This is a genomic window from Paramaledivibacter caminithermalis DSM 15212 (genome assembly GCF_900142245.1).
In the GTDB taxonomy this organism is placed as follows: Bacteria; Bacillota; Clostridia; order Peptostreptococcales; family Caminicellaceae; genus Paramaledivibacter; species Paramaledivibacter caminithermalis.
Genome location: NZ_FRAG01000003.1, coordinates 37,594 through 63,926 on the forward strand (window position 1 = coordinate 37,594; position 26,333 = coordinate 63,926).

Consider the following 26,333-nt stretch of genomic DNA (forward strand, 5'->3'; position numbering starts at 1 on the left):
TTTCCTCCTTGGGCTTACTTGTTTTTTATCGATTGTTTATTATTTTTTCTCTATAGTCAATGGTTATTTCATCCTTGATATGCTTTATATATCTGTATATAAATTCTGCTGCTTCCGCTTTACTCATGTTGTCATTTGGTCTCACTCTTCCATAGGAATCTCCCCTTACAAGACCGATTTCATTTGCTGCATATATGGCATCCTTTGCCCAAAATGGAATATCTTCATCATCTCTGAAATGGGTTCTATATGGGGGATTTGGTGCTAAGCCCTCAAGTCCCAAGGTTCTTATGAGTATGGTTATTGCCTGAGCCCTCGTCAGTTCACCATCGGGTGCAAAGAAGCTTTCGCTTACTCCATTCATTATCCCTTTTTCCTTTACAAACTTCACGTATTTGTAATTATCATCTTCTTTATCTACATCGTCGAAAATTTTTTCTTCTTCATCATCTTTAATTCTTTGTCTTCTTGCTTTTTCCTTTTCTTCTTCTTCCTCAAGTATCGATATAGCCCTTACTATAGATTTGGCAAATTCCGACCTTGTCATGGGCAGCTTTGGCCCAAAATAGGGAGAAGGATCATCAAATATTTCAAGACTATATAGTGTAAATATGCTTTCCTCCGCCCAATGTCCACTGATATCCTTTAGGTTTGGTATTACTAGTCTTTTATGGATAGGTACTGTGTCCATCCTAAGGTTTTCTTCATCCTTCTCTCTTTTTGTGCTATAAGGCTCACCATCGTCATGGAATTTCGGCAGGTCGTATTCATACTGCAGTATGTTTTCCTGCTTCTCAGTCTGAAGAAGTCCTCCTCTAAAGCTTATATTTGTAGGTTCATTTTTTATGTAGGATAAATCCTTTTTAGTAGTTGATGATAGCTTTAAAGTCACCAGTCCATCCCACTCTATGTCGTGGCTGTCTCCATCTTCATCGGTATAGGCATCTTTCTGCTCTCTATGGATATCCTGTTTTATTATATAGGTTTCAGAGGCTCCCCAATAGTGATCATAGCCCACTATGGTATCTCCATTGGCTTCTATTGTTATTGTTCCTTGATTTCTATTTATGGAATAGGTCTTTTTACTGGTTAGATTTCCAGAGTAAAAGTCTACAGCAGGTCTGTTGTCGTATATAATGGAGCTTGAAAACTGATAGTCCTCTAGATTGTATCTATCATTTCCAACGGTTATTCTTTCACTGTATCTGTCAATGGAGGTTACCCCTACGGTTTGCCCCTTTTCTTCTTTTTTATAGAGGTTTGTTTCGTAAGAAAACCTTCTTTTAACCTGCATATCTTCTTCTTCATTGCTAAGTTCGTATGTATATGTAGTAGTGATTATGTCTCCCTTTCGCCTCTCTTGGGTTTTAACTTCTCCTTCAACTATTATTGGTTTTCCTGTAATAAATATTACTTCCTTGTATACATAGTCATCCTTTATACCACCATCATAGCCAGTAATTTGTCCGTATGAAATTGTAGTTGTCAGTAGTATTATGGCAAGTATCGCCGTCATTATTTTCTTCAAGTTATCACCACCAGGTTGAGATTAAGATTAAGATTGAGATTAAGATTAAGATTAAGGTTGAGTATTTGGGTCGAGTCTTTTAAGGTTTTGGGGTTAGGGTCTGGGACATGGGAACAGACACCCTAGCTTCCATCAACCCTAGGCAAAGGCGTCTGACGACGCTTTTTAGTTCCAAGTTCCATGTTCCAGCTTTGCCATGGGGACAGTCCCTCCGTCTTCCCTTTGTAGCTTTGGAATGTCTTAGGGGTTTTAATATTTCATTTGAGTGATTTTTATAAACCTGTTTTTACCTTCAATATCATATTAAAAAAACAGGTTTATTACATGAACGAAAAGGAAATATTAAAACCCCCTTAGATAGAAACTAGCACAACAAGTTAATTTATACTCTTTACTCCACAAATATAAATATTGCGTCTTCGTCGTCCCTTAGGATATAGATTGTATCATCCTTATCTATGTCATCTATGCCGATGATTTCGTCGCCTTTGATGAATAGGGTTTGTTCTATATCGACATATTCATCGTTTCTGTTTTGATTCCACTCTTCATGAAAGGAACTCCAGTCATAAGGATCGGAGATTTTGAGCCTATCTCTAAGCTGGTCTATATCTTCTACTGAACCCTTTGTAAGGAGAAGATCATCTAATTTGTCTTCTATTTGTCTTGAAGTATCGATACCACTTTTTTCAAAAAGTTCATCCTTCCTAAGGGTCATAGCAATAACATTTCGGTCTTCATCTGCAATTATAAATGTAAAGTAATCTTCATCCTCTTCTTCTGAATATCCATCATGGAAGAAGTCATGGGAGGTTATCTCATCGTAATCATCTGTAACATCGACTATAACAGTGTCATCATTGTATTCAAAGGTCATAGAACCCCTTGAAACATCATCCCATTCATTATCCATTAATTGACTGTACCATGTTATATCAAATTCATCTGTATCTATTAGCTCAACCTTTCCTACATAAATATTATCAAAGATCCTTCCTCCACCAGTAACTCCAAGATTTATTATGCTTGCCCTGTATCCATTTCTAGAATAATCGGTTACTACCAAAGCATTCATATCCTGCTCGAGACTGCTGGCACCTACAAGCCTATTATCCTTGATGATAATAGTCCCTTCATCATAAAGGATATTTCTACCATTATCAAGTTCCAGTTTGTCTGCCGCAAAATTGATTTCATCTATTTCATCATTATAAAGCTTTTCATTTCCTCCTTTAACAACAACCTTTATTCCCTTATCCTTACCGTAGGAATCTTCAAGTACTACATAAACATCATCATTAATATGATTATCGCCTAAATCATCTATGCCAATATCATTACCATTATAATAAATGGTGGCTAAGGCATCAAGCTGGACTTTAATTTTATAATCATCTGTGCTTTGCCATCTACCGTTTTTTAGTTCCTTAGGTGACGTTAATGTAATTTCATCATGGCTAATATCTACTTTGTTAAGCTTTCCTTTATAAAGGGTTTTAATCAGCTGTTCTTTACCTTCTACCTGAATTTTACTAATTTCTCTAGAGTATATATCATCGAAATAAAGCTTAACCTTATCCCCTTCCCTAAGATCATAATATTTAATGGCTCTACCCTCTTTAGCTAAAATGGTATCTTCATCTATTTTAAAGGTTTCCTTAGCTTTATCGGAATATTCTATGGTTATGTTGTCTTTTCCAATATACTTTATTTCACCGATTCTAGTCATTCCATCATCAGGAATGTAGCCTGGTTCATCCATGAAGGTTTCACCTGTTATTGATGTTACTAATCCATTGTTAACATTTAATGTGATTTCTTGTCCGTATTTAAGGTCTGAAATGGCACCCTGCCTCATATTGATAATCACATTGGCATAGGGCATAACCCTAAATACCCTAGTATTATTATCATAATCCACTATGGTTACCTTGTTTTCAGCAGGATTAACTGCTTTTACTACACCATTAATTACTTCTCTCGCCATTGTAATTACGTTAACGTAAACTACGGTCTCATTATTTTTTACCCTATATTCTATATCATCATCTATGGCTAGAAGGTTACTCCCCCCAACGCCATTATTTTTATAAACTATTATATCATTTTTTATCCCTGTATTCATATCTGTCTCTATAACTATATCAAAGTCTTGTCCATCTATGTTTCTTACTCTAAATCTATCTATGGCTTTATCATTTTGCATTGGACTATAGGCTTCCTTAGATATTGCTATAACCTTACCAAAATATGTCCTAAGATTAGAATTCTCTAGACTGTTTTCCTTTATTTTTTCTACTATGGAGCCATCATTATATGTCTGTACATAAATTACCTCATCGCCCTTGACTATGTATTCTATCTCATCACCCATGCTTAGTATTTCACTGTTTGAAACAGCTCCATTTTTATATACTACAAAATCATTTATTATCCCATTGGCATTACTCTTAGTGGTTATGGATGTTATCGTCCCGTCTATGTTTTTTACTGTTATTATTGTTTCTTTTATAAGGGAGCCTATGTCCTTTGTGTTCTTATTTTGAACATTGATAACTTGTCCAAAGTATTGTTTTAATTCTCTTTCCTCCAATAGCCTCTCACTGATATTGTTAAGTATTGAAGCAAATTCTCCCCTGCTTATATAACCTTTGGGATTAAAATTTCTATTGGAATCTCCCTCCATTATTTTTTCTTGAAGTACAGCTTCGATTATCCCTATATTTTCAAAGGATATCTTTCTCCAGTCATTTAGGGTATAAAGTATCTCTATATTGTCATAAACAGGATCAAGGTTTAATAAGCGGGCTGTCCATACTGCTATCTCTTCACGGGTCGTATAGGATGAATAGTTTGAATCTTCATCCCCCGTCAAAATCCCTAGATTTTGTGCCTCCAATATATATTCCTCAGCCCATATATCGTCTATAATACCACTACCTGTCAAACCTTCTCCCTGCTGAGAAAGCTTTTCCTGTATAGTCGCTTCTCCTCCCTTCATCCTAACAAGAGAAGCTATGACTTCTTGGCGAGTAATATTGGAGTTTGGAGAGAATCTATGTTGTCCATAGCCCTTTATTATAGATTGGGCACTCATCCTAATTATTGCCTTTTTAGCCCAGTGTCCTCCTATGTCTGTATATCTAGAATTCTTCAAAAGCTCTGCACCCTTACTATACCCCGTAAGTTCAATCTTATCCTGAGCGTTTACTCCTGCACCCTTAAATTCTGGCACAGATATTGCTGGGTCTAAATTAAAGGCATGAACTGGGAATATTAGGCCTGTGATGATGATTATAATTAGTGCTGGTGTAATTGTTTTTTTCATTTATTATACCTCCAGACGTAGAGAGTTGTAAATTAACTGGTTTTGATATTAAATAAAAGCGTCTGACGACGCATTTTAGTTGCAGGTTCCAAGTTCTATGTTCCAAGTTTTAAGGTCATTCTTTTAAGTACTAAAAACCTTAAATCCTACTTCTAAAATTTTACTGGTAATAGTTTGCCTTTACTCTCTGTTACTTCAATTTATTTAAATTCAAACATGCAATTTCTTGCAAAAAAGTTTGAGTTCCTAGACAAGGACAAATCCCTATAATAGGGATAGACCGCAAAGAGAATACTTGGGTTTCTAACCTCTCGCCTCCCACTTCCCGCCTCCAAATCGATGGATCAGTCCCCATGTCCCACTGACGCCGCTCAATCTCACCCTAAACTCTTGGAACTTGGAACCTGTAACTTGCAACTTCTTCACTTCTCCCCCAACACTCCATACTGTCCTGGTCCATTTATTGTTCCGTGGACCTTATTGGTGTCTGGGTTTACTCCACCCGTTAAGGGTATCCATTCTCCATTTTGAGGATTGAACTTGTAGAGTCCAAGCTTAGTTTCATCTGACCCCATCAGTTTATTTTCATCATAGCTTATTTCTAAATTCATATAGCCCGATACACTATCTAGATTTATTGTTTTTTCCTTGGTTTGAAATTCTGTCCTTATATCATAAATCTTTGAAATGAGCCTGTATTTCCTTGGTAGCTTTCTTTCCATATAATCATAATCCCTACCATTAGACTTGTCAAATACTATCCTGCCATAAGTATCCTCCAGTTCCTTTGAACTCAAATTTTTAAAGTAATATACATTGAAGTTTCCCGTATTAAACTGAAGCTTAGTATCTCCATTGTCAACAAGTACAACTTTATTGTATTTTTTAATTGTTTTACCAGGAATATTGATAATCCTCTTGTTTATATTTTCATATTTTTTATCCTTAAGGTCAATAACATATACAAAATAGTCACTACCCCTAAGATTTTTATTGCCAAGGATGACATTTACTTTATCCTTATCCACTGTCTCCTGATAATCTGAAACCAAATCTCCGTCTTTATCTTTTTCTCCAATTCCGTCTATATCATCAAGTTCTTTATATGATATCTTGACGATATTTGACCATTCTGAAGGACCATATTTGTTTACAGCCCTTATCCTCAAATATATGTTTTCGTCATCGTCTAATTCCTTGAATTTAGTTATTTTATAGGATGTCTTTTCTGTTGTATCTAGATATTTAAAATCTTCATCATCTGGATAGTCCTCATCTATACAAGCATATACCTCATAGTAATTTGCATTTGATGAACTGTATCCATAGATCCTTATGTATTTTTCATTTACTATTTCCGCCCTTAGCCCAACTGGGTCTGTAGGTATAGGAACTGTATAATTCAAACTATTGTTTTCATCGGATAATCCGCCATCGGGATTTATTACTGATACTTTATACTCTCCTTCCTCAAAGACCTCTGGAATCGTTACTATAAGCTTATTTTCGCTTATAAATTCAATCTGATTAGAAGGAAATGTCCCTTCGATTGTATAAAAGTTGTCATCTTTAAATAAACCCTTAACATTGGCATCCTCTGAATGTCCAATTTCCTTCCTCTCTCCACCAAAGTAAACAACTGCTCCACTTTGGAAATTTCTACCCGATAGAACTATTTTTTCTCCTCCTTCGATGGATACTCTATGGATATCATCTCCACCTTCAGTGGTTATAGTGGTTATTTCTGGATAACTGATTACAGAAATCGCCGAGGTTTTGGTAACCGTACCGTGGTCAGCATTTATAACCTGAACATCCTTTAGTCCTGGTGTTAAGTCTGTGGGTGTTTCTATAATTATCTCATCATTATCTACAGAGATTACGGAACAAGGTCTTCCTCCTATTACAACCGTTACTCCTGTCCTGAAATCATATCCAATTATTCTTATTCTATTTCCTCCATATTGTGAGGTCTGTGTTGGAAGTATACTATCTATGTATGGGCTGCTTTCTGGTATTCTATAAACAAAGTAATATGGCTTTGCCTCAGCATCAGGGGATTCTGGTATTATCTTAGATGTATCGGAAGCATCTACAAAACCGCCATCGGGATTTATAATCATGATTTTAAGTTCTTCATTTATCTTATTGGCTTCTCCCTTTGGTGCTGTTACCACCAGCCTTGTTCTCGGTCTCCCTTCTTCATCCTCTTCATTTAACACGTTTCTGCTGACTATAGAGGCAGGTGTTCCATCTATAAAAACCTCTACCCCCTGTCTGAAATCATATCCATCTATAGTAATATACAAACCACCTTCAATGGTGCTTTCAACATAATATTTAAGAAGATCACCCTGTGAGCTTTCTATTTCACTTCTTGGGATGATTTCTTTAATAACTGGTCTGCTTGATGGATGTATATATTCAAAGCTTGTTTGATCCCATCCCCTATCTTTATTTTCTATGTATAGATTTTTTTTCCCGATTATTGCTGAAGGTGGTGTTTGAATCACCACTGTTTTTATAGGGCTATCATCTTCTTTATTTTTAACCTCAGCCCTTGGAGCAACCCTTCTACGGGATATCAGGGTATCGTCTATAAGCTCAACTATGATAGCTTCCTCAGCAATATCAACCTCAGCACTGTCTTCTCCTCCTTTTTCTTCTTCAAGTGCCTTCCAGTCCACCACAAATATATGTCTTTCTTCGGGACTCAGATCATAATGTGCCAATATATTGTCCTTATTTTTTTCTTGATCAAAGACTATAAGGCTGTCTGTTATTTTATTATTATCATCAATTATGAAAGGATCTGCCTTTCTATTGGCATTATAGTCTATAATTATACTTCCCAAATTGTTTCTCGCTTCCCCAAAGGATAGTTTGTCTTCATCCTTTTCATCGCCAAAGATTGCTAGAACCTCTATCTTAGGTTCATATGTGCTATTTTCTGGTATCATTTGTATCTTTATATCACTACCTTCTCCAAATTCACCGGGTAGAATTTCTTCCCCACTAATAGTTATTTCATCTCCACCTATTTTTTGTGCTCTATCGGGAAAAACACTGATTATTTTGGGATTGGAGGTTCTATATTTAAAGGCATCGTCCTTTGTAACAGAACCGAATTCCAGCTGTGGGTTTTTCACCGTAACATCAACGGATCCATCCTTCCCGTAAAATGGAGTTCTTACAATTAATTTATTATGCTTATATTCTAAAAGCTCTGCTATTTTACTTCCAAAGTAAACAGAAGGATATTTATAATCTTTTTCCTCCAATGGAGTTCCATCTTCATTAATGGTTACCTTTCTAAAGTCCTTTCCGTAGATTGTAACTATTTCATTTCCCAGTGTTGTACCTGTATTTGGCTCAATAGAGCTTATAATTGGCTGAGTCTTGGGAGCCATATATCGGTATCCACTATTGGGATAATTTGCAGGAGATGAAGCCGAGCTTCCATCGTAATTAACAACTACTACTTCCACATCCTTATAACTCTCCAAATCGGGATTTGGCAGAGGGTAAGGGGGAGTTTTTACGATCATCTTGTTTTCGGAATTAACATCTACATTCTCAGCTTTATATCCACCGAAGAAAACCTCTGCCCCATCTTTAAAACCCCTACCTGAAATAGTTATGTGATCTCCTCCAAGATTACTGCCTATGTTAGGCTGTATACTTTCTATGGCAACATCTGCATCTATAGGAACGGTTTTATAGTCGAATCCATTTTCAATGGTAACTGAGGAGGAGTCGGGATTCAATATGGTGATATCCTTTAAGCCTGCTGTGTAACCATTTGGAATCAAAACCCTTAAGGTGTTTCCATCTATTACTTCCACTCTAGATAATATTTTTTTCTTGACATTATTTATATCCGAAATCTCAACCTCAAAGGCTTGAGGTGGATTGGTATCTTGGGGAGATATATCATAGATACTTCCATCTCCATCGATATCCTTGATTTTACCTAAGGTTCCATCGGGATTTTTATTCTCTCTTTCATACAATGAACCGTCGTCTGTATCAACATCCATATCATTTATATCTATACCATTAAGAAATATTCTTGTACCCATCATCTCTTCTACTCTTGCATTTGGATCTATGACGGGTTTAAAGAAATTAGGATTGTCAATACCCTTGTCCTTACCAAATATATAGACTATGGTTCCTGCACCACCATAATCGGGAGCTATTCTTTCTACCTTAGGATCTCCCAGCTTCCTTACATAGGTATACCCCTCACGATTTGGGTCATCTACTTCGATAGTGTCCATTGCCCCATCCTCGGTTATTACCTGCACAGCTTTTTCTCCAATGGATAATCCTGGGGGTACTTCCACCTCAATCCTTGTGCTGCTGGCATCAATAACCCTTGCCTTTTGTCCTCCAATAGTTACTAAAACCTCTGGGATAGGCTTTTCATAATCAAATTCTTCTCCTTCTATGGTAACTATATTTCTACCCTCTAAGGGTCCCATATTGGGGTCAATCTTAGTTATTTTAGGCACATGATTTGTATCGGGCTTTAAAAACTCAAATATTCCGTAGGAAATGACTTCTCCTTTGTCGGGATTTTTAATTTTAACATTTACGGGTCCCGGACGCACTATTTCACCTTGAGTGGGTCCTTGTATATAACCTGTTATAATAGTTCCTATTTCCCTTCCTATACCATTTACTACATTCTTCTCATCATCAAAGACTCCTGTAACCACTAAAGGTCTGTTATCCTCATCGTTTATATTGTTGCCAACAGTAATTTGAGGATATATGGGATTCTGATTTTGATCGGCAAGGACTTGAAAGTTTTTTCCCTTTATTGTTACATATATCTTTTTATTCACATCTCCCTTTGCCGGTTCTATGCTTTGTATTACTGGTTTAGTATTTGATGGTATAATTGTAAAGCCATTGGGAATCTCGGCTTCTTCCTCGATAATGTCTATAATATTGCTTCCATCCTTTACTGTTGTAGATGTATTTATAGTAACTGTAACTACTCCATAATCATTGGTTTCAGGAATTATAGCCTTTAACTTATCTTTAGACGGACTGTGCTCTAGTATATCCTCATCGATAATTTCACTAATCTGTCCTATGATCAATTGAATTTCTCTTATTATGTCAACTTCTTTAAGTTCAGTGGATCCATCTTCCTTTTCAACTAAATATTTTCCTTTATAGTTTATTATGTATTTACCATTTTGGTATTTTGCATCGTCGTGGTTATTTGCGTCCTTTACTATATTCCATTCTTCTAAATAGGGAATATTTAAATTGATTATGTTGGCCCCCGATAATTCTACAGTTTGAAAGGGCTTTGCCTGTATTGGTTCAATGCCTGTTAATTGTAGTAGATTTTGCTTTTCTTCGTAGGTAAAGGCATTGTGTACCCTTTGTTCATTAGACCCAGTGTTGTCGGTAATCACTATATCAAAAACTCCCTGTTGTCCTGTTGGTGACTTAGGTGTAACACCTGATATGCCTATGACATCTCCTTGGCCATTTGATATAAGCTTTACATCGGTCAGTTCAGCTGAGTATATAGTTTGTCCTATGGCTTGCTCAACATAAAGCTTCATATCGGGCTGAAGCTTTGATTCTCCATTTGGATCGATATTTTCATATATCTTTACCTCTGTTCCTCCTTCAACAGGGCCTGTATTTGGTACTATCTTTTGTATATCTATAGTTTCTACCTTCTTCACTACCTTAACAGCGTCTCTATACCTTCCCACTACGCTTCCTTCTACACTTCTATCATCTCCGACTACTTTGTCTCCAGTGTCCTTTATTACCTGCACGTCATTATTACCAGAAGCATGGGGTTCTTTAACATATGGTATGAAGATATTTCCATCTTTAGTAACTATGTAATCATACTCATTAACAGCTATACCATCGGCAGGGTCAGGATCTACACCGTTATTTATATCATCAATAATCTCTTGCAAGGTTTCATCAGCCTCTGTCCCTGAGCCTTGTTTATATCCCTTGGTATAAGGAACTCCAGCAATATAAATACCGTCTATTTCATCTACATCAAACCCAGTTCCGTATATGGTAAGGGTTTCTCCAACATATACCTTTCGTGCTGAAACAGAGTTAATATGTGGGAGCTTTTCTATTTTGAAATCTACAGCATGGGTATTATTGTTATTATCCCCATCGGTATCAGCATTTACAGCCCTTACCTCCGTTGTTTTACCCTCCAAAGGAATAAGCCAAATATTCCAGTGGGAATTATCAGCATTTTTTTCAACTATATATGCACCATCATTGTCTCTTGTATACATATCCTTAGTTATAGGATATGTATCTATTAGAAATTCTGGTTCCTCAAAATTTATACCCCTTATTTTATATCTTGTTGTTTCTTTACCTTCTATATTTACCGCCTCTAACTCTACCATGGTAATTTCAGGCTTTGTGTCGGCATAAACAATATTTTCAAAGGAAATGGATGTAAATATAATTAGAAAAGTTAATATGAATATTAACGTTTTGCTATATTTTCTCAGCATAATTTAGTCCTCCCCAGTCCATTTATTGCATAGTATCTCTTTTAGATATATCGGCATTTGTAAAGCTGTACTTTACTTGTGAGTTATATGAATTTTGTGGTAACACTACTCTATCCCATTATATGTTGAAATGCAAGCTTGTTTTGTTAAGAATATGTTACAATGAAAGTTGTAGGTTGAAGATGCTCCTAGACCGCATTTTAGTTGCAAGTTCCAAGTTACAAGTATTAGGGTCTTTCTAATAAGTTTTAGAAAAAAATAATTTACACCAATATTTTACTGGTAATAATTTTAATTTACTCTCTGTTGCTTGAATTGGCATGAATTCAACCATGTAATTCCCTACAAAAAAGTTTGAGTTCTTATGAAAAAAAGGATAGAACATTTCTGTTCTATCCTTTTCCTTGAAGCTTGCGGCTTATAGCACTTTTTTTATTATCTTTTCATACAACGTAGCCCTCAAATCTTGGAACTTGGAACTCTCATTTACACCATCTTTCTTGCAACCATTTCATTTACTATAAATGATGCCACGTGTTCCGCATAGGAACCTCTTGTAAAGCCTGCATCATAGCCAAGTTCCTTTGCAAGTTCATGACTTATTCTTGGTCCTCCGCATACTAGAACTACCTTGTCTCTTATTCCTTCTGCTTCCAAAAGCTCAACCAGCTCAGTCAAATTTGGTATGTGGACATCTTTTTGTGTTACTATCTGGGATACAATGATGGCATCGGCATTTAATTCTATTGCCTTTGCTACCAAATCCTCATTTGGAACCTGGCTCCCTAGGTTATGTGCCTCTATACCCTTATATCTTTCCAACCCATAATGTCCATTATAGCCCTTCATATTCATGATGGCATCGATTCCTACAGTATGGGCATCGGTACCAGTACATGCACCAACTATAACTACATCACGCTTTATGTTCTCCTTTATAAATGCTTCAACGGCATATTTATCCATTACTTCTACATCAACCTTTGGTACTTCAATATTTGCATAATCCACCGTATGCTGGCATTTACCATATACCACAAACATTGTATATCCTACACCAAGGTCCTCTGAATGTACGACGCTTGGTTCTTCAAGCCCCATTTTTAAACAAAGACGCCTTGCTGCTTCCTCAGCCTCTACTCCAGAGGGGACTGGTAATGTAAAGCTAAGCTGCATCATCCCATCGTTTAAGGTATCACCATAAGGTTTTACTTTAGTTAAATCAATCTTTTGATTAGCCATTATTTAGCACCCCCTAGCATAAGGTCAATAAATGGATTAAAGTATTTTTCATCCTTAACTAATACGCCATCTAAGCCTTTTCCACCATTAAAGGGTCTCTTAACTCCTGCAAATTTCCCTTGCTCTATTATATTAAACAAGCCTTCTTCTTCAATTTCCTCCAGCATAGCTGCTGCTTTTTTTAGGACTTCCCCAGCTCTTTTTTGAATAATACCATCCTTTTTGAATTCTATTTCATCTCCAAGATTTCTCATATTATTAAATATATATTTAGCATTTTCTATAGATAAAGCTCTATCATGTAAAAAAGGAGTATGGATTGCTTCTGTTAACATCCCTAGAAGCTGTAAACTTTGTCCTGTCATGATAGCCACCATATTGAACAGTGCGTCTTGAATATGTCCTTTAAATATATTTCCTGTCATGAATTTGGTAGGAGGCATATATTTTAAAGGTGCATTAGGAAATATCTCCCTAGCCATTTGTGCTTGGGCAAGCTCTAAAAGAAAACCGTTTTCTATATCTGGATTCATCTCAAAGGCATGACCAAGTCCCATCTGTTCTTCTGGAATCCCTGCTTTTAAAGCAAATTGTTCATTTATAAATTGTGACGCCAAAACTGTATGGGCTTCCTCAACGGCATCTGCAGTAGTCAAATAGTTATCTTCTCCCGTATTTATGATAATCCCTGCAAAGCCATTGATTACCCTTGAAAAATATTGATCTATAAGGGTTCTCTGCATGTTTATATCTCTAAATAATATCCCATAAAGTGCATCATTAAGCATCACGTCTAGTCTTTCTATTGCCCCCATAGCAGCTATTTCAGGCATACAAAGCCCAGAGCAATAGTTGCAAAGTCTAATATATCTCCCTACTTCCTCTCCGACCTCATCTAAAGCCCTTCTCATTATTTTAAAGTTTTCTTGGGTAGCATAGGTTCCCCCAAACCCCTCTGTTGTTGCTCCATAGGGTACATAGTCCAAAAGACTTTGGGCAGTTGTTCTTATAACCGCTATTATATCTGCTCCCTGTCTAGCTGCAGCCTGAGCTTGTAATACATCTTCATATATATTACCCGTTGCAACTATTACATAAAGATATGGCTTTTTACCTTCGCCGATACGCTTTATCATGTCTTCCCTTGTTTTTCTGTTTTTCTTGATTTTATTTACCATTTCTACTGCTAATTTATTGATTTCTTTATGAATTTTTTCTTCATCAGCTGCTGGAAGCTTCATTATATCCAGCTCTCCTATGCTTATTGCTTCAGCAATCTCTTGGGCTGTCTTTCCCGTATTAACCATAGCATTACCTACCCAATATGCTGCCCCCCTTGAAAGCCCGCCACCTTCTTTAATGTGGTCTATTACAACATTTGGAAGGGGTTTATCTATATCATCTACTCCATCAATACCTAATAATCTTGCTACGGTTCTTTCAACGGTTACAGTAGTATGTTTGTCAATAAAGAGCTGTATATCCTCAGCAATATTTCTAGCTGAGCTTCGAGCTTTTTGAATCAATCCTTGATCTAGATTTAATTTGCTTTGCATATCATTCATACCCCCATATTTTGAGACTAAGATTAAGATTTACTGGTCAAGGGTACTACCCCTTAGTTTCTTAGAACTTAGAGCTTTTCTCCAATATTTTTTCTGCATCCTTTAGTATTTCCTCATCTAAGCCCATAAGTCTTGATATATTTATGGCATCCTTTGGTACTTCCTTGATATCTTTTATTTCTATGAGTCTATAATCCATATAATAGTGGAGTAAACTTACCTCTTGCTTTTCTTCTTGAATTTTTTCAGATATTTTGTCCCAGTCCTCCACCGATAATCCACGAACTTGGTAGTGCTTTACTTGGCTATCATCGGCAAGCCCATCAAAATGGGTTGTGATTACCGTTATGGTTTCTTTATTTTTTAAGTAATTAATTATTGCCTTTGAAATTGCATAGCCTTCCTTTGGATTTGTTCCACGGGCTAATTCATCAATCAATATAAGTCCTTCTTTATCAGAATCCTTTATGGCTTCCTTTATCTTAAGTATTTCTCCACCAAATGTGCTTAAGCCCTTATCGCTAGATTGAAGGTCTCCCATAGAAAAAAATACATAATCTTTAAGTGACAACTTCATCTTCTCTGCTGGAACGAACAGCCCATATTGTGCCATAGTTAGAAGTAGTCCTATGGTCTTTAGGGATATGGTTTTTCCTCCCATATTGGCACCTGTTATACATGTAACCCCTTTGCTAAGACTTAAAGTAATAGGAGTAAATTCCCTGTCTACCCTTTTAAGATTCTGTTGAACCTTGATATTACGTCCATTCAATATATATATAATATTTTCATCTACTATTTCAGGTTTTGTTTCTTTAAATCCAATGGCATGGTATCCTTTGGCTACAAGTAAATCAAGCCTTCCTATGGACTCTATATTTTTTTCTATTTCACCTAGATATTTTTGTATTTCTTCACTGAGTTTTTTCCGAACATTAAATTCTTCATCTTCCTCTATTAACTTTAGCTCTTGAAGCTTTTGATTATAATTATCTATGTCCAAGGTGTTTTTTATCTTAAAGGTTATGTTCATATATGTTTCTACGCTATACATCAATAATTGGTGCTCTCTAAGCCTGTTATTAAGCTCTATATTATCTTTGTTTATCGTAATCTCTCCGCTTGGTCTTAATTTTACCTTTAAGTCCTTCTCTACTTTCTCTTTTAATTTTTTTCTTTCTTTGATAATATTATTTTCTATATCTCTGATTTCTTTCCTAACGGCAGCAAGCTTTTCAGAATACTCATCATATATATAGAAGGTGTTGACTTCAGCTCCCTCAGGATTAAAAAGCTTTTCTAAATATGTTATAGGTAAAGGTCTTATGTCCTTAGGTATATCCCACTTTAGCTTTTGTAGGTTTATATCTAGTTTTTTTAAAAGCCCTATAAACATCTTTATTTCAAAAAGTTCAGTTGTGCTTAGTACATTACCTTCATCTATTCTTTTAAGGGTTAATCTAAGATCCTTTATATGTTTGAAGTAGTTTCTCATTTCTATAAAATCATATCTTTGTCTTTGAATGAGATTTACAACCTTTTCTATTCTTTTAAGTTCTTCTATCAGTTCATTCTTTTCTTTTGGCATATATGGTCTCATAGCCTTTTTATATATTTCTCCATAGGGTGTATATACCGTAAGATGATTAAAAACAAAATCTAAGTCAATATTTCTTGCAGTATCATCTGATATAAACATCTGCACATACCTCCCCCTCGGGTTTTCTAGAGTAATGCTTCTAAGTTAGATTTAGATTAAGATTGAGGTTAAGATTAAAGCTGAGGTTAAGGTTAAGGTTTAGTGCTTGGGTCATTCTTTTGGGTATATAGATTTCCCATAGTAAAACTTAATTTATACATATGAAAATATCCAGAGTTTTTGAGGATTTTTGATGTGTATAAATTAACTGTTTTACTGGAATAGCTATAGTTAATATTTAATACACCTCATTCATCATGATATCTAATACTGGCAATGGATTTAGAATCTTCTTCATTTTATCTAAAAATTCTTGAGGCGAAAAATAATAGCCGAGGGGAGAATAGGGGTTTATGGTTACTGCCAATATATTGATTTTTTCCATAACCTTAAGTTTAACTCCAATCCTTTCAAAATACATCCAATCCCTATAGTCAACAAATATCTTTGTTGCATCCTTTATTATAAATGTAACATTCCTAAAAAGCTTATTAGATGTAACAATATCCTTTAATGTCTTGGTCACTAATGAGCCGCTTATAATGACATATCTGGAATTTTTCCTTAATTCCCTAGCTATTTCTTTTCCACAGCCTAGGGCTGTTTTTATATTTATTACCTTCACCCCATATTCGTCATCAATTATGGCTATCTTTTTATCTTTTAAAGCTTCTCTAGCTATGGTCTTAAGTTCTTCATCATGGACTTCATCTATATTAAATAGATTTACCTGATGTGCAGTTTTTTCTATCACTTTATTCATATCCCTGCTTATCACTGCTCCAGTAGCTAAAATCGTAGCTTCTGTAATCGATGGAGATGCAGATGATAGTCTGTCCAAGGCTCCATCCACTATAGCTATATCTGCTCCATGAGACAACATTTTATCAGTGACTGTTTTTATATCCTTATTTGTGCAAGGCCCCGCTATCTGAACATATCCTGGTGAAACCCCTCTGGCTATTACAACCCTGCCAAGGGAAGTATTATAATCCGTTATCTCAAGTATCTCTAGATTAGCCTCACAAGCTTTAAAAAGCTCCTCTGCAGTTGCAATTATGGTCCCTTGATTTATATAAATAAGGGGCTTTTCTGTAAAGGTCACTATATCCTGTTTTTCTCCGTCCCGTCCTATCGATGTAATCCCAAGTCTTAAATTATTATCCATAGCTTCATCAATCAGCTCATTTAAAGTAACCGTCTTCCCCGAATTCTTTGCCATTCCCACTACCGATATTGTCCTATGCTTATTTTTTATTAAATCAAGCAACTGCATTGTAAAACCTCCTTGATGAGACTAAGATTAAGACTAAGATTAAGATTGAGTATTAGTGTCAGGCTTTTGGGTCGATTTTTGGGGTCCTGTGATATGGGATCAATCCCCAAATCACGCTTTGACCCTAATCTTAAAGCTTAGAACGTGCAACTTGGACTCTACTATTCATGATGTCCTCTTTTACGTCTTTCAAGGTCATCTGGTTCTAGGGCAAGTTTATTTCCTTGAATTAATCCAGCTACACCAGTATATTTTTGTTCCTTTTCACCTGTGCATACAGGACAGGTACATTCTTCTCTATATTCCCTTGGTTCAGTATAAGTTGTTATAACTCCTTCGTAATTTCTGAGTATAACTTTATCTGGAGAGGATGAGATTAAATAGTTTGGCATTACTGGTATTTTTCCTCCTCCACCAGGAGCATCCACAACGAAGGTTGGTACTGCATATCCTGACGTATGGCCTCTTAGTCCTTCTATGATTTCTATTCCTTTAGAAACAGGAGTTCTAAAATGTTCTATTCCTGCCGACAAATCACACTGATAGATATAATAAGGTCTTACTCTCATCTTGACTAAGTCGTGCATAAGCTTTTTCATTACGTGGACACAATCGTTTATTCCCCTTAAAAGTACCGATTGGTTACCAAGGGGGATTCCAGCATCAGCCATCATTTCACAAGCCCTTTGAGCTTCTGGAGTTACTTCTTTTGAGTGGTTAAAATGTGTGTTAAGCCAAATTGGATGATATTTCTTAAGCATATTTACAAGCTGTGGTGTTATTCTTTGAGGAAGTACTACTGGAGTTCTTGACCCAAGTCTTATAACTTCCACATGGGGTATTTCTCTAAGTTTCTTTATTATATATTCTAATCTTTCATCTGATACCAATAGGCAATCTCCACCTGATAAGAGTACGTCCCTTACAACTGGTGTATTTCTAATGTATTCTATAGCTTTATCTATATTTTCCAATGGGCTCTCATCATCTTTTTGTCCTGCAAATCTCCTTCTAGTACAGTGACGACAATACATTGAACACATATCTGTTATAAGTAGGAGTACTCTGTCGGGATATCTATGGGTAAGTCCTGGAACTGGTGAATCGGTATCCTCATGTAATGGGTCATCAAGGTCTGCATCACTTATATATGTTTCATATAATGTTGGAACCGCTTGCTTTCTGACGGGACAATTGGGGTCATCTTTGTCCATTAATAGTGCATAGTATGGTGTAATTCCCATTCTTAATTTTTTAAGGGCATTATTTATTCCTTCTTCTTCCTCTTTTGTAATATTAATAACCTTTTTTAAATCCTCAACTGTAGTAATTCGATTTCTAACTTGCCAATGCCAATCATTCCACTGCTCATCGGTTATATCCTTCCATAATTCTATTTCAGAATAATGTCTCACTGCTTCCCACACTCCTATTCATTAAATATTTAACGCTATGAGGCTAATTTCATCAAGTCGCCACAGAAACGGTTTTCCTTAGCTTCACTGGCAAATCCAGCAAGCTAAAGAAAACCATTTAACGGCTACGCCTACTGAAAAAACATGTCCTAAGCAACCTTCAATGTTTTCATTTACGCATAAAGTTCCTCATACAACTCTCTAAGTTCTTTGCTCTCCCTCATTATTTCAAGGGCTATTTGTGCATGACCCTTTGTATAGCCATTTCCTATTATCATTGTTGTGTCCATTCCTACACCTTCTGCTCCAAGGGCGGCTTTAGTAAAGCTGGTTGCCATACTGAAAAAGTAAATCAGTCCATCATCTTTAGTGGCTAATATACTTGACATCTCTGTATTTGGAACATTCACACAATTGATGGTTATATCCGCCATCTCTCCATCAGTAACTTCACTTACCCTTTCCATAACTTCTACAGGTTTGGTTGCATCGGCTACTACATATTCATCTGCAAGCCCTACTTTTCTTACTCTATCTAGACTCTTTTCGCTATGTCCTAGACAAATAACCTTACCAGTTACTCCTGCTCTTTTCTTTGCTTCATAGAGACATAGCATACCTGATTTTCCAGTTCCACCTATTACCAATACTGTATCACCAGGCTTTACTAGCTTTGCCGTTTGTGCAGGAGCTCCTGCAACATCCAATACTGATAAAGCAAGGTTTTGAGGTATATCATCTGGTATTACTGCATAAATACCACTTTCAAATAGAATGGCTTTTCCATCTATATCTACTTGATCTATATCCTTTCTTACTTCTTTAATATTGTCAATTCTTAGTGGAGTAAGTGATAGAGAAACTAATGTAGCAATCTTATCTCCCACCTTTAAGTCTATATTACCTTCTAAATCGGGTCCAATTTTTTCAATAGTACCTATAAGCATTCCACCAGAACCAGTTACTGGATTGTGATGTTTTCCTCTTTTTTCAACTATATCTAGCATTATTTCCTTGATTTTTTCTACATCTCCATCTGCCTGCTCCTTTATTTGAGTAAAACTTGCAGAGTCAATATTAAGAGTTTCTACATTAATCAATATTTCATTGTCAAATATATCCATATTGTTGTCGATTTTCCATGCAGGTTGAGGTAAAGTACCCTTTGGTTCAATCACCCTATGGGTTCCAAACTTGCATCCTTTTTTCATCTTTTCATACCCCCATTGTTATATTTTTTGATTATACAGTAATTTTTAAACGCAAATACTATGCCATAAATATTTAAAGCCTTGTATAACAATAAAATTGTCTCCACTTATGATATTTGAAGGATCAAAGGGGAGAGTCAAAGGGGGCGGTTCTTTTGACTCATTGTCTAGCTAGTGCCGAATTTCAGTCACCACCAATGAGTCCAAAGGGGACGGTTCTCGTGAGTCGAAGGGGACGGTTCTCGTGACTCATCGGCAAAACCTAATGAGTCACGAGAACCGTCCCCTTCGACTCATAGTTCATACTTTTTCATCTTATATTGCAGGGTTTGTCTGGGAATCTCAAGGAATAATGCTGCTTGACTTATATTGTTATCAGTCCTTTTAAGTGCATCCTTTATCATTTTTTTTTCAAGCTTTTCCAAAGCAACCTTTAGGGGTAATTTTTCACTTACAGCATCTGTACTTACTTTCTCATAAAATTTTATGAGATTTTTAGGAAGATAATCTATTGTTATTATAGGTCCATCTATAATATTCATAGCCCCTTCTATAACATGTTCAAGCTCCCTTATATTACCTGGCCAATCATAGCTTTGAAATATAGAAGCCACTTCCCCAGATATCCCTTTGACATTTCTATATAATACTTTATTATATTTTTTTATGAAATGTTCTGTTAAAAGGGGAATATCTTCCTTTCTATCCTTTAAATCTGGCAAATCTATAGTAAGAGTATTAATTCTATAGTATAAGTCCTTCCTAAGATATCCTTTTTCAACTGCTTCTTGAGGTTGTATATTAGTAGCTGCAATAACCCTTACATCTACCTTAGTAGTTTTTATATCACCTAATCTTCTGACTCTGCCATCTTGAAGCACTCTTAAAAGCTTTGATTGAAGCTGTATTGGCATTGAATTTATCTCATCTAAAAATAGTGTTCCCCCATTGGCAAGCTCAAATAAGCCTGGCCTATCTCCTGCGTCCGTAAAGCTTCCCTTAACGGTTCCAAATAATATACCTTCAAGAAGATTTGATGGCAGTGCTGCACAGTTCTGAGCAACAAAGGAGTTATTTCTTCTTAATCCTGCATTGTGTATTGCTTGTACCAAAAGCTCCTTTCCTGTTCCTGTATCTCCACAAACCAGTATAGGGGATGATGTCATGGCAGCCTTAGCAGCTATGGATTTTATCTTTAGAATTTCTTTACTATTGCCAATTATGTCATCAAAGGAAAACCTAACTTCGTCATTCTTTATATTCACCTTGTTTCTATCTCCATATATCTTGCTCTGTAGGTCTATAACCTTTTCAGATAATGCTTTTACGTCTGTGATATTTCTAGATATTTCTATAGCACCAGCAATCCTTCCATTCACCTTTATAGGTAGGGTTGAATTTATAGTTGTAATCTTTTTGCCTTTATAATTAGTAAAGGTTTGTTCTACATTATATATAGGTACTCCTACCTCTAAGACACGAAAAAGAGTGCTGGTGTGTTCTTTAAGAGACGGATAAATATGAAATACATGTTTTCCTATGACATCCTCTCTATTGATATCATCTAAGATAGCTGCTGTCCTATTGCAATAAACTATTCTTCCCTTTTTATCTATAATTTGAATTCCATCACTAACATAGTCCAAAATTATCTCCATATTTTTTTCATTTAACAAATTTTTCATAGCATACTTCATCTCCCTTATGCCAATTTTTTGGCTTTAAATGCCGAATTTTAATCATGTGATTAGAAATAAAAGCGTCTTACGACGCATTTTAAGTTGCAAGTTCCATGTTCCAAGTTGCAAGCACTAGGGTTTTCCAGCAAGTTTTAAAAAAACAAAAGCTTGACCCTAACACTCAACCTCAGCCTTAACCTCAACTTTTACATTTTCTCATATACAGGCAGTTCTAATGTATTTAGTATTTCCTCTAATACTATTTTTACACTATTTAACAATTTTAGCAAAGCTATGAGCTTTTCATTGCTTAGTTGTCTAAACAATGTACTTGCATTAATCTTATAGAAAATATCACATAATTCCTTGGAATATTTTATGAATCTGTAGGGTTGGTCTTTATCTATTGTTTCTGTGATTATGTCTTTAAATTCCATTATTTTGTTTATCATTTCTTTTTCTAAGACATCAGTTAAAAGCTTTTCATTAAAGTCTTCTATACTATCTATGTCTATTCCTTCATCTTTGAATATATTAATTACCGACGTTATCCTACTATATGGATATTGAATATATCTTAAATCATCGTTGGTTAATTCTATAGTTATTTTTTTATTAATCGCTTTACTGGAAAGAGTATACTTTATCCTGTCAATTCCTATAATATCTAATAATTCACTAAAGGTAGTTTTATTTATTTTATGTCCATTTTTTAATATATTTACTTCTTCTATAGTAAATCTTTTATTATCAAGCCCTTTAAGTTTTCCTTGATCTAAGGTAGAGCAAAAAATAATGCTATCCCTTAACTCCTCTTTATCAAGAATTATTTCTATATTTTTAAAGTTTGATAAAAAATATTTAATATTTAAATTGATATCATTATCTTTTACTAATACTAATTTTCTAGTCTTATATCCTGCAAAGTCATATATCTTTGCTAGATAGTACATATTTATAAACCCTCTAAAGCTTTGCAAATTCAAAATATCCCTTAGTTTATTCAGCACTATAGCTACCTTTACATTTTTATTTTTAGGCTTTAATTTTTTAAAATCACCATTTTCTATTGATTTTAAGTGCTCCTTTATAAATGCTTCTTCCTTTAAATAAAAATTAATAAAGCCTGCTCCCATAACGTTTATGTCTTTAATAAAATCATATTTATTGATAATCCTATCCTTTATTTTATTAGCCAGTTTTTCAGGACTCATCTTCACCCTTCCAGCCAGCTTCATAGCAATATTTGAAGAAAAATTCCCATACTCTTTTTTCTTTGGTATTTGGATCTCTATTTCTTCTAAGTCTAAAGATGTATTTGATATCTCTTTTATAGATTCTATAAGAATATCTTTAAGTTTCTCTTTTATTTTTTATCCCTCCACATTTCATTTGTAATCTTTTTTACATTATTTCTATATCAAGCCTATTAGTACCTTCCGAAAGCCCTTGAAGGCTCATTTGGTACTCCAGTGATATATTACCTTTAAAATTTTCATCAATTTCCATATCAAGCTTCTTGGTTAGTATTTCCATCCTAAAATTACCGTAAACAGTACTGTAATTTGTAACGTGTCTTTTCCCTTTTTGAAATACTAATTGTGACGTCGCTTTACCAAATCTCTTCATTTCAATTTTATCATGGGTTATCTTTAAAGTAGTAGTACAGCCTTCCATTCCAGACAATTGTGATTCCTCATATACTAAATACTTGGCATTATCTTTATCATAAAATTTCCCTTCAGTTATAAGTTCAATAACATCTTCATCCTTGCCTCCAGGCATTTGTATTCCTTTTATTTTTAATATAACATTTTTCACAGGTTAAACCTCCTAATTTAAGATTGAAGCTAATTCCTTGTGCCAGTTAATTTAACTTCTTATTTTTAGATATCTTATAAAATTTACATAGTAAAACTTAATTTATACATGTACAAATATGCAACGTTTCTGGGCGTTTTGGACATGTATAAATTAAAGTCTTTACTTAAATTTCTATAGAGAGTTTTAATAAATCTTAATCTCAATCTAATTTCTTATCTTTATATCTTTCCAATGCTAACTGTATTAATTTATCAATAAGCTTATCATATGGCAAACCTGTTTCCTGCCACAGTAGTGGATACATACTGTATTTGGTAAAACCTGGCATTGTATTTATTTCATTAATATATATCTTATTGGTTTCTTTCTCAAGGAAAAAATCTACCCTTGACAGTCCAGTACAATCCAAGGCTTTATAGGCAGTTATTGCCATTTGTCTTACTTCATCGGATTTATTTTTTGGAATATCAGCAGGAATTATTAGCTTTGATTTCCCATCATCAAAATATTTTGCTTCGTAATCATAAAATTCATGGGATGGTACAATTTCTCCTACAACAGAAGCCTTTGGCTCATCATTTCCTAATACTGCACATTCTATTTCTCTACATAAAATACTTCTTTCAATTAATATTTTTCTATCATGTTTTGCTGCTTCCTTCAGTCCCTCTATTAGTTTTTCTCTATTATGTGCCTTTGAAATACCTAGACTTGAACCAAGGTTTGCAGGCTTAATAAATACAGGATACTGGAAATTTTTTTCTATTATGTCTATATAGTCATTTATATGATTTTTTAACTTATGCCTTAACACCACAAAATATTCTACAACATTTAGACCTTGAAGCTCAAATATTTTTTTTGCATAAATCTTATCCATACACATGGCTGATGCCAATACACCTGCACCTACATATGGGATATCAGCCATTTCTAAAAGCCCTTGTATAGTTCCGTCTTCACCATAGGGACCATGAAGCACGGGAAAAATAACATCTATTTTACTTTCTAGCTTAGGAGGAATCCCATCTAAAGTCTGACATTCTTTTTTGCCAATAGGAATGATTGAAAAAATATTTTCTTTAGGCTTATCCCTTAATAATTTATTAGATATACCTTCCCACTCACCATTTTCTATTTTTTCTATAGGTCCATTATATATCATCCAACTTCCTTCTTTTGTTATACCAATAGGAATTACGTTATATTTTTCTTTATCTATAGCTTTCATTATGGAAGTAGCAGACATAAGGGAAACTTCATGCTCAGCAGATTTGCCTCCAAAAACAATACCAACATTTATTTTCTTATCCATTAAATTTACCTCCAATTTTAAGGTTATGGAGTATCGGATATCAGGTTATAGGAATTATTAAAAACCCTAGAATTCTCACCCAATAACCTTCAACCTATAACCTATATAGAATTTACATAGTAAAACTTAATTTGTACATGTACAAATATGCAATGCTTCTGGGCATTTTTGACATGTATAAATTAAAGTCTTTACTTAAATTTCTATAGCATATTTATATATATTCTTATTCTATAGTTATTAATTTTATTATTCAAATGTTTTTAGTAATATATTTTGATAATATGATATTAGAAATAAATATCTTTGAGCAAAGAATGGACAAAGGAACCGTCCCTTTGTCCATTTATATCATCAATATTCCATTCTCTCGTTTTATAAGCTTTAGTATCTTTTCCTCTTCTCCAGTTTCTGCATTTATATATACAAAGAAGGTATCTCCTTTATATTTTACTTCAAATTCATAGCAAAAAATTTCTTTTAGGTAGGGTGTTGGTATATAACAGAGTCTTGGTTTTTCTACGGTTTCAACCCTTAAGCTAACCTTTTCCCTAGCTTTTTCTGGAGTCAGCTTAGGCTTTGGAATATTTCTTTTATAGTTTGCCGTAAGATATTTTGTTGAATCAAATCCCACAATCGTACCATTATCTAGTGCAACCTTAATTTTTATTAGGTCTGGATACATTATAACGTTATCCTGAACATATACATAATTGATTAGCAAAACATTGTCAGCCCTAAGACTGAAGGTGGGTTTCATGTTTTTAAAGCCCTTTTCCTCTAAAAATTTGGAAGCAATTTTCACTGCTTGTGGTCCTGATATATTGGCTTTATCTATCTTTCTGTTATTTAGTAATAAAACTGGATATCCACCTGTTTTACTAATATCAATATATATTGGATTTTGTTTATCTCCTTCTTTATTCTCTGGTTTTAGTGTAAAGCTGTATGTACTTATTCTACTATCATTTTCTTCACTCTTAGCTGTTTTTTCCACTGTGGCTTTACCCACAAATTCTATTGCCCTTTTCTTTGCTTCTTCTTCATTTATTTTCTTTCCCTCTAATCTAGGCTTCATACCTTGAATAGCGTGTTCAGAAAAAGGTCCATCATAAATAAGCTCTGGATACTCAATCATTCGTTCTTGAAATTTCACTAGTTTTACTTGTATTTCACTTTCCTTTTTAGCTTCTTTATTTAACTTTTTCGTTCCCTTTCGTCTAAGCTCTCCCTTCCATATATGTCCCTTCAACGCTTTATCATGAAGATTGTGTAAATCTTTCCCCAGTTCAACAGCATAGCCTTGAAGCTTCTCTAGATTTGCGATGTCCTTTTTATTTAGCTGATCTCCATTTAAACTTTTTCTAGATAGAGCAAAGGTATAGTCCCCCACTTGATTTAAAAACTTTTCTATTTTATTTACTTCACTATGTCTAATTGGCAGCTGGGCTAGATTATCTTGGGCATTATATGCATTCATCAATATATTTGAATAAAGCACTATGTTTTCCTTTTCCTGTGAAGATACTAGCAGCTTGGATATGTCTGTAGAGATTGTTTCAACATTACCAATAAGATCATAAAACATTCTTTGAAATTGATTATCTAAGAAGGTATAGTATCTATCTTTATCTCTATACTGCCAATATCCCCATACACCTGTTATTATAAGGGCTATAGCCAATACTGCAATAATAGTATTTCGCCTTTTCATTCCT

Annotated in this window: 14 protein-coding genes; all 14 read right to left on the minus strand. The window is 34.8% G+C overall.

The genetic code is table 11. The features are described 5' to 3' along the window. Positions 1-25: 25 nt before the first annotated feature. Positions 26-1,528 carry an S-layer homology domain-containing protein gene (locus BUB36_RS01825; RefSeq protein ID WP_073146690.1) on the minus strand — a complete coding sequence of 501 codons (1,503 nt, stop codon included), beginning with the start codon at positions 1,526-1,528 and terminating at the stop codon, positions 26-28. A 391-nt stretch (positions 1,529-1,919) separates the two neighbouring features. After that, positions 1,920-4,856, minus strand: a complete 2,937-nt coding sequence (locus tag BUB36_RS01830) for an S-layer homology domain-containing protein (RefSeq protein ID WP_073146691.1) — start codon at positions 4,854-4,856, stop codon at positions 1,920-1,922. A gap of 422 nt (positions 4,857-5,278) precedes the next feature. After that, positions 5,279-11,389: an IPT/TIG domain-containing protein gene (locus tag BUB36_RS01835; protein WP_073146692.1), complete on the minus strand. Its 6,111-nt coding sequence runs from the start codon at positions 11,387-11,389 to the stop codon at positions 5,279-5,281. Positions 11,390-11,875: 486 nt separating this feature from the next. After that, entirely contained in the window at positions 11,876-12,631 is a 756-nt protein-coding gene (gene kamE / locus BUB36_RS01840) for a lysine 5,6-aminomutase subunit beta (RefSeq protein ID WP_073146693.1), read from the minus strand. After that, entirely contained in the window at positions 12,631-14,187 is a 1,557-nt protein-coding gene (gene kamD, locus BUB36_RS01845) for a lysine 5,6-aminomutase subunit alpha (protein WP_073146694.1), read from the minus strand. Before kamD ends, kamE begins: the two co-directional genes overlap by 1 nt. A 70-nt stretch (positions 14,188-14,257) precedes the next feature. Continuing rightward, a complete protein-coding gene (gene kamC / locus BUB36_RS01850; RefSeq protein ID WP_106406462.1) occupies positions 14,258-15,895 on the minus strand; it encodes a lysine 5,6-aminomutase reactivase ATPase KamC in 1,638 nt (545 codons plus the stop codon). Between the two features lie 238 nt (positions 15,896-16,133). Continuing rightward, a complete protein-coding gene (gene kamB / locus BUB36_RS01855; protein ID WP_073146696.1) occupies positions 16,134-17,171 on the minus strand; it encodes a lysine 5,6-aminomutase reactivase subunit KamB in 1,038 nt (345 codons plus the stop codon). A 161-nt stretch (positions 17,172-17,332) separates the two neighbouring features. Next, on the minus strand, positions 17,333-18,586 hold the full coding sequence (kamA, locus tag BUB36_RS01860) for a lysine 2,3-aminomutase (RefSeq protein WP_073146697.1): 1,254 nt from the start codon (positions 18,584-18,586) through the stop codon (positions 17,333-17,335). Positions 18,587-18,759: 173 nt separating this feature from the next. Further along, on the minus strand, positions 18,760-19,797 hold the full coding sequence (gene kdd, locus BUB36_RS01865; RefSeq protein ID WP_073146698.1) for an L-erythro-3,5-diaminohexanoate dehydrogenase: 1,038 nt from the start codon (positions 19,795-19,797) through the stop codon (positions 18,760-18,762). Positions 19,798-20,090: 293 nt separating this feature from the next. Further along, positions 20,091-21,482: a sigma-54 interaction domain-containing protein gene (locus tag BUB36_RS01870; protein ID WP_073146699.1), complete on the minus strand. Its 1,392-nt coding sequence runs from the start codon at positions 21,480-21,482 to the stop codon at positions 20,091-20,093. A 200-nt stretch (positions 21,483-21,682) separates the two neighbouring features. Next, positions 21,683-22,846, minus strand: coding sequence for a DALR anticodon-binding domain-containing protein (locus tag BUB36_RS01875; protein ID WP_330390378.1), 1,164 nt, complete (start codon positions 22,844-22,846; stop codon positions 21,683-21,685). A gap of 34 nt (positions 22,847-22,880) precedes the next feature. Beyond that, positions 22,881-23,297, minus strand: a complete 417-nt coding sequence (locus BUB36_RS01880; RefSeq protein ID WP_073146701.1) for a DUF1934 domain-containing protein — start codon at positions 23,295-23,297, stop codon at positions 22,881-22,883. 202 nt (positions 23,298-23,499) lie between these two features. Beyond that, a complete protein-coding gene (locus tag BUB36_RS01885) occupies positions 23,500-24,615 on the minus strand; it encodes a D-alanine--D-alanine ligase (RefSeq protein WP_073146702.1) in 1,116 nt (371 codons plus the stop codon). 346 nt (positions 24,616-24,961) lie between these two features. Then, the gene (gene ypeB / locus BUB36_RS01890) at positions 24,962-26,329 is read right to left on the minus strand and encodes a germination protein YpeB (protein ID WP_073146703.1); all 1,368 of its coding nucleotides are present in this window, start codon (positions 26,327-26,329) and stop codon (positions 24,962-24,964) included. Positions 26,330-26,333 lie beyond the last annotated feature (4 nt).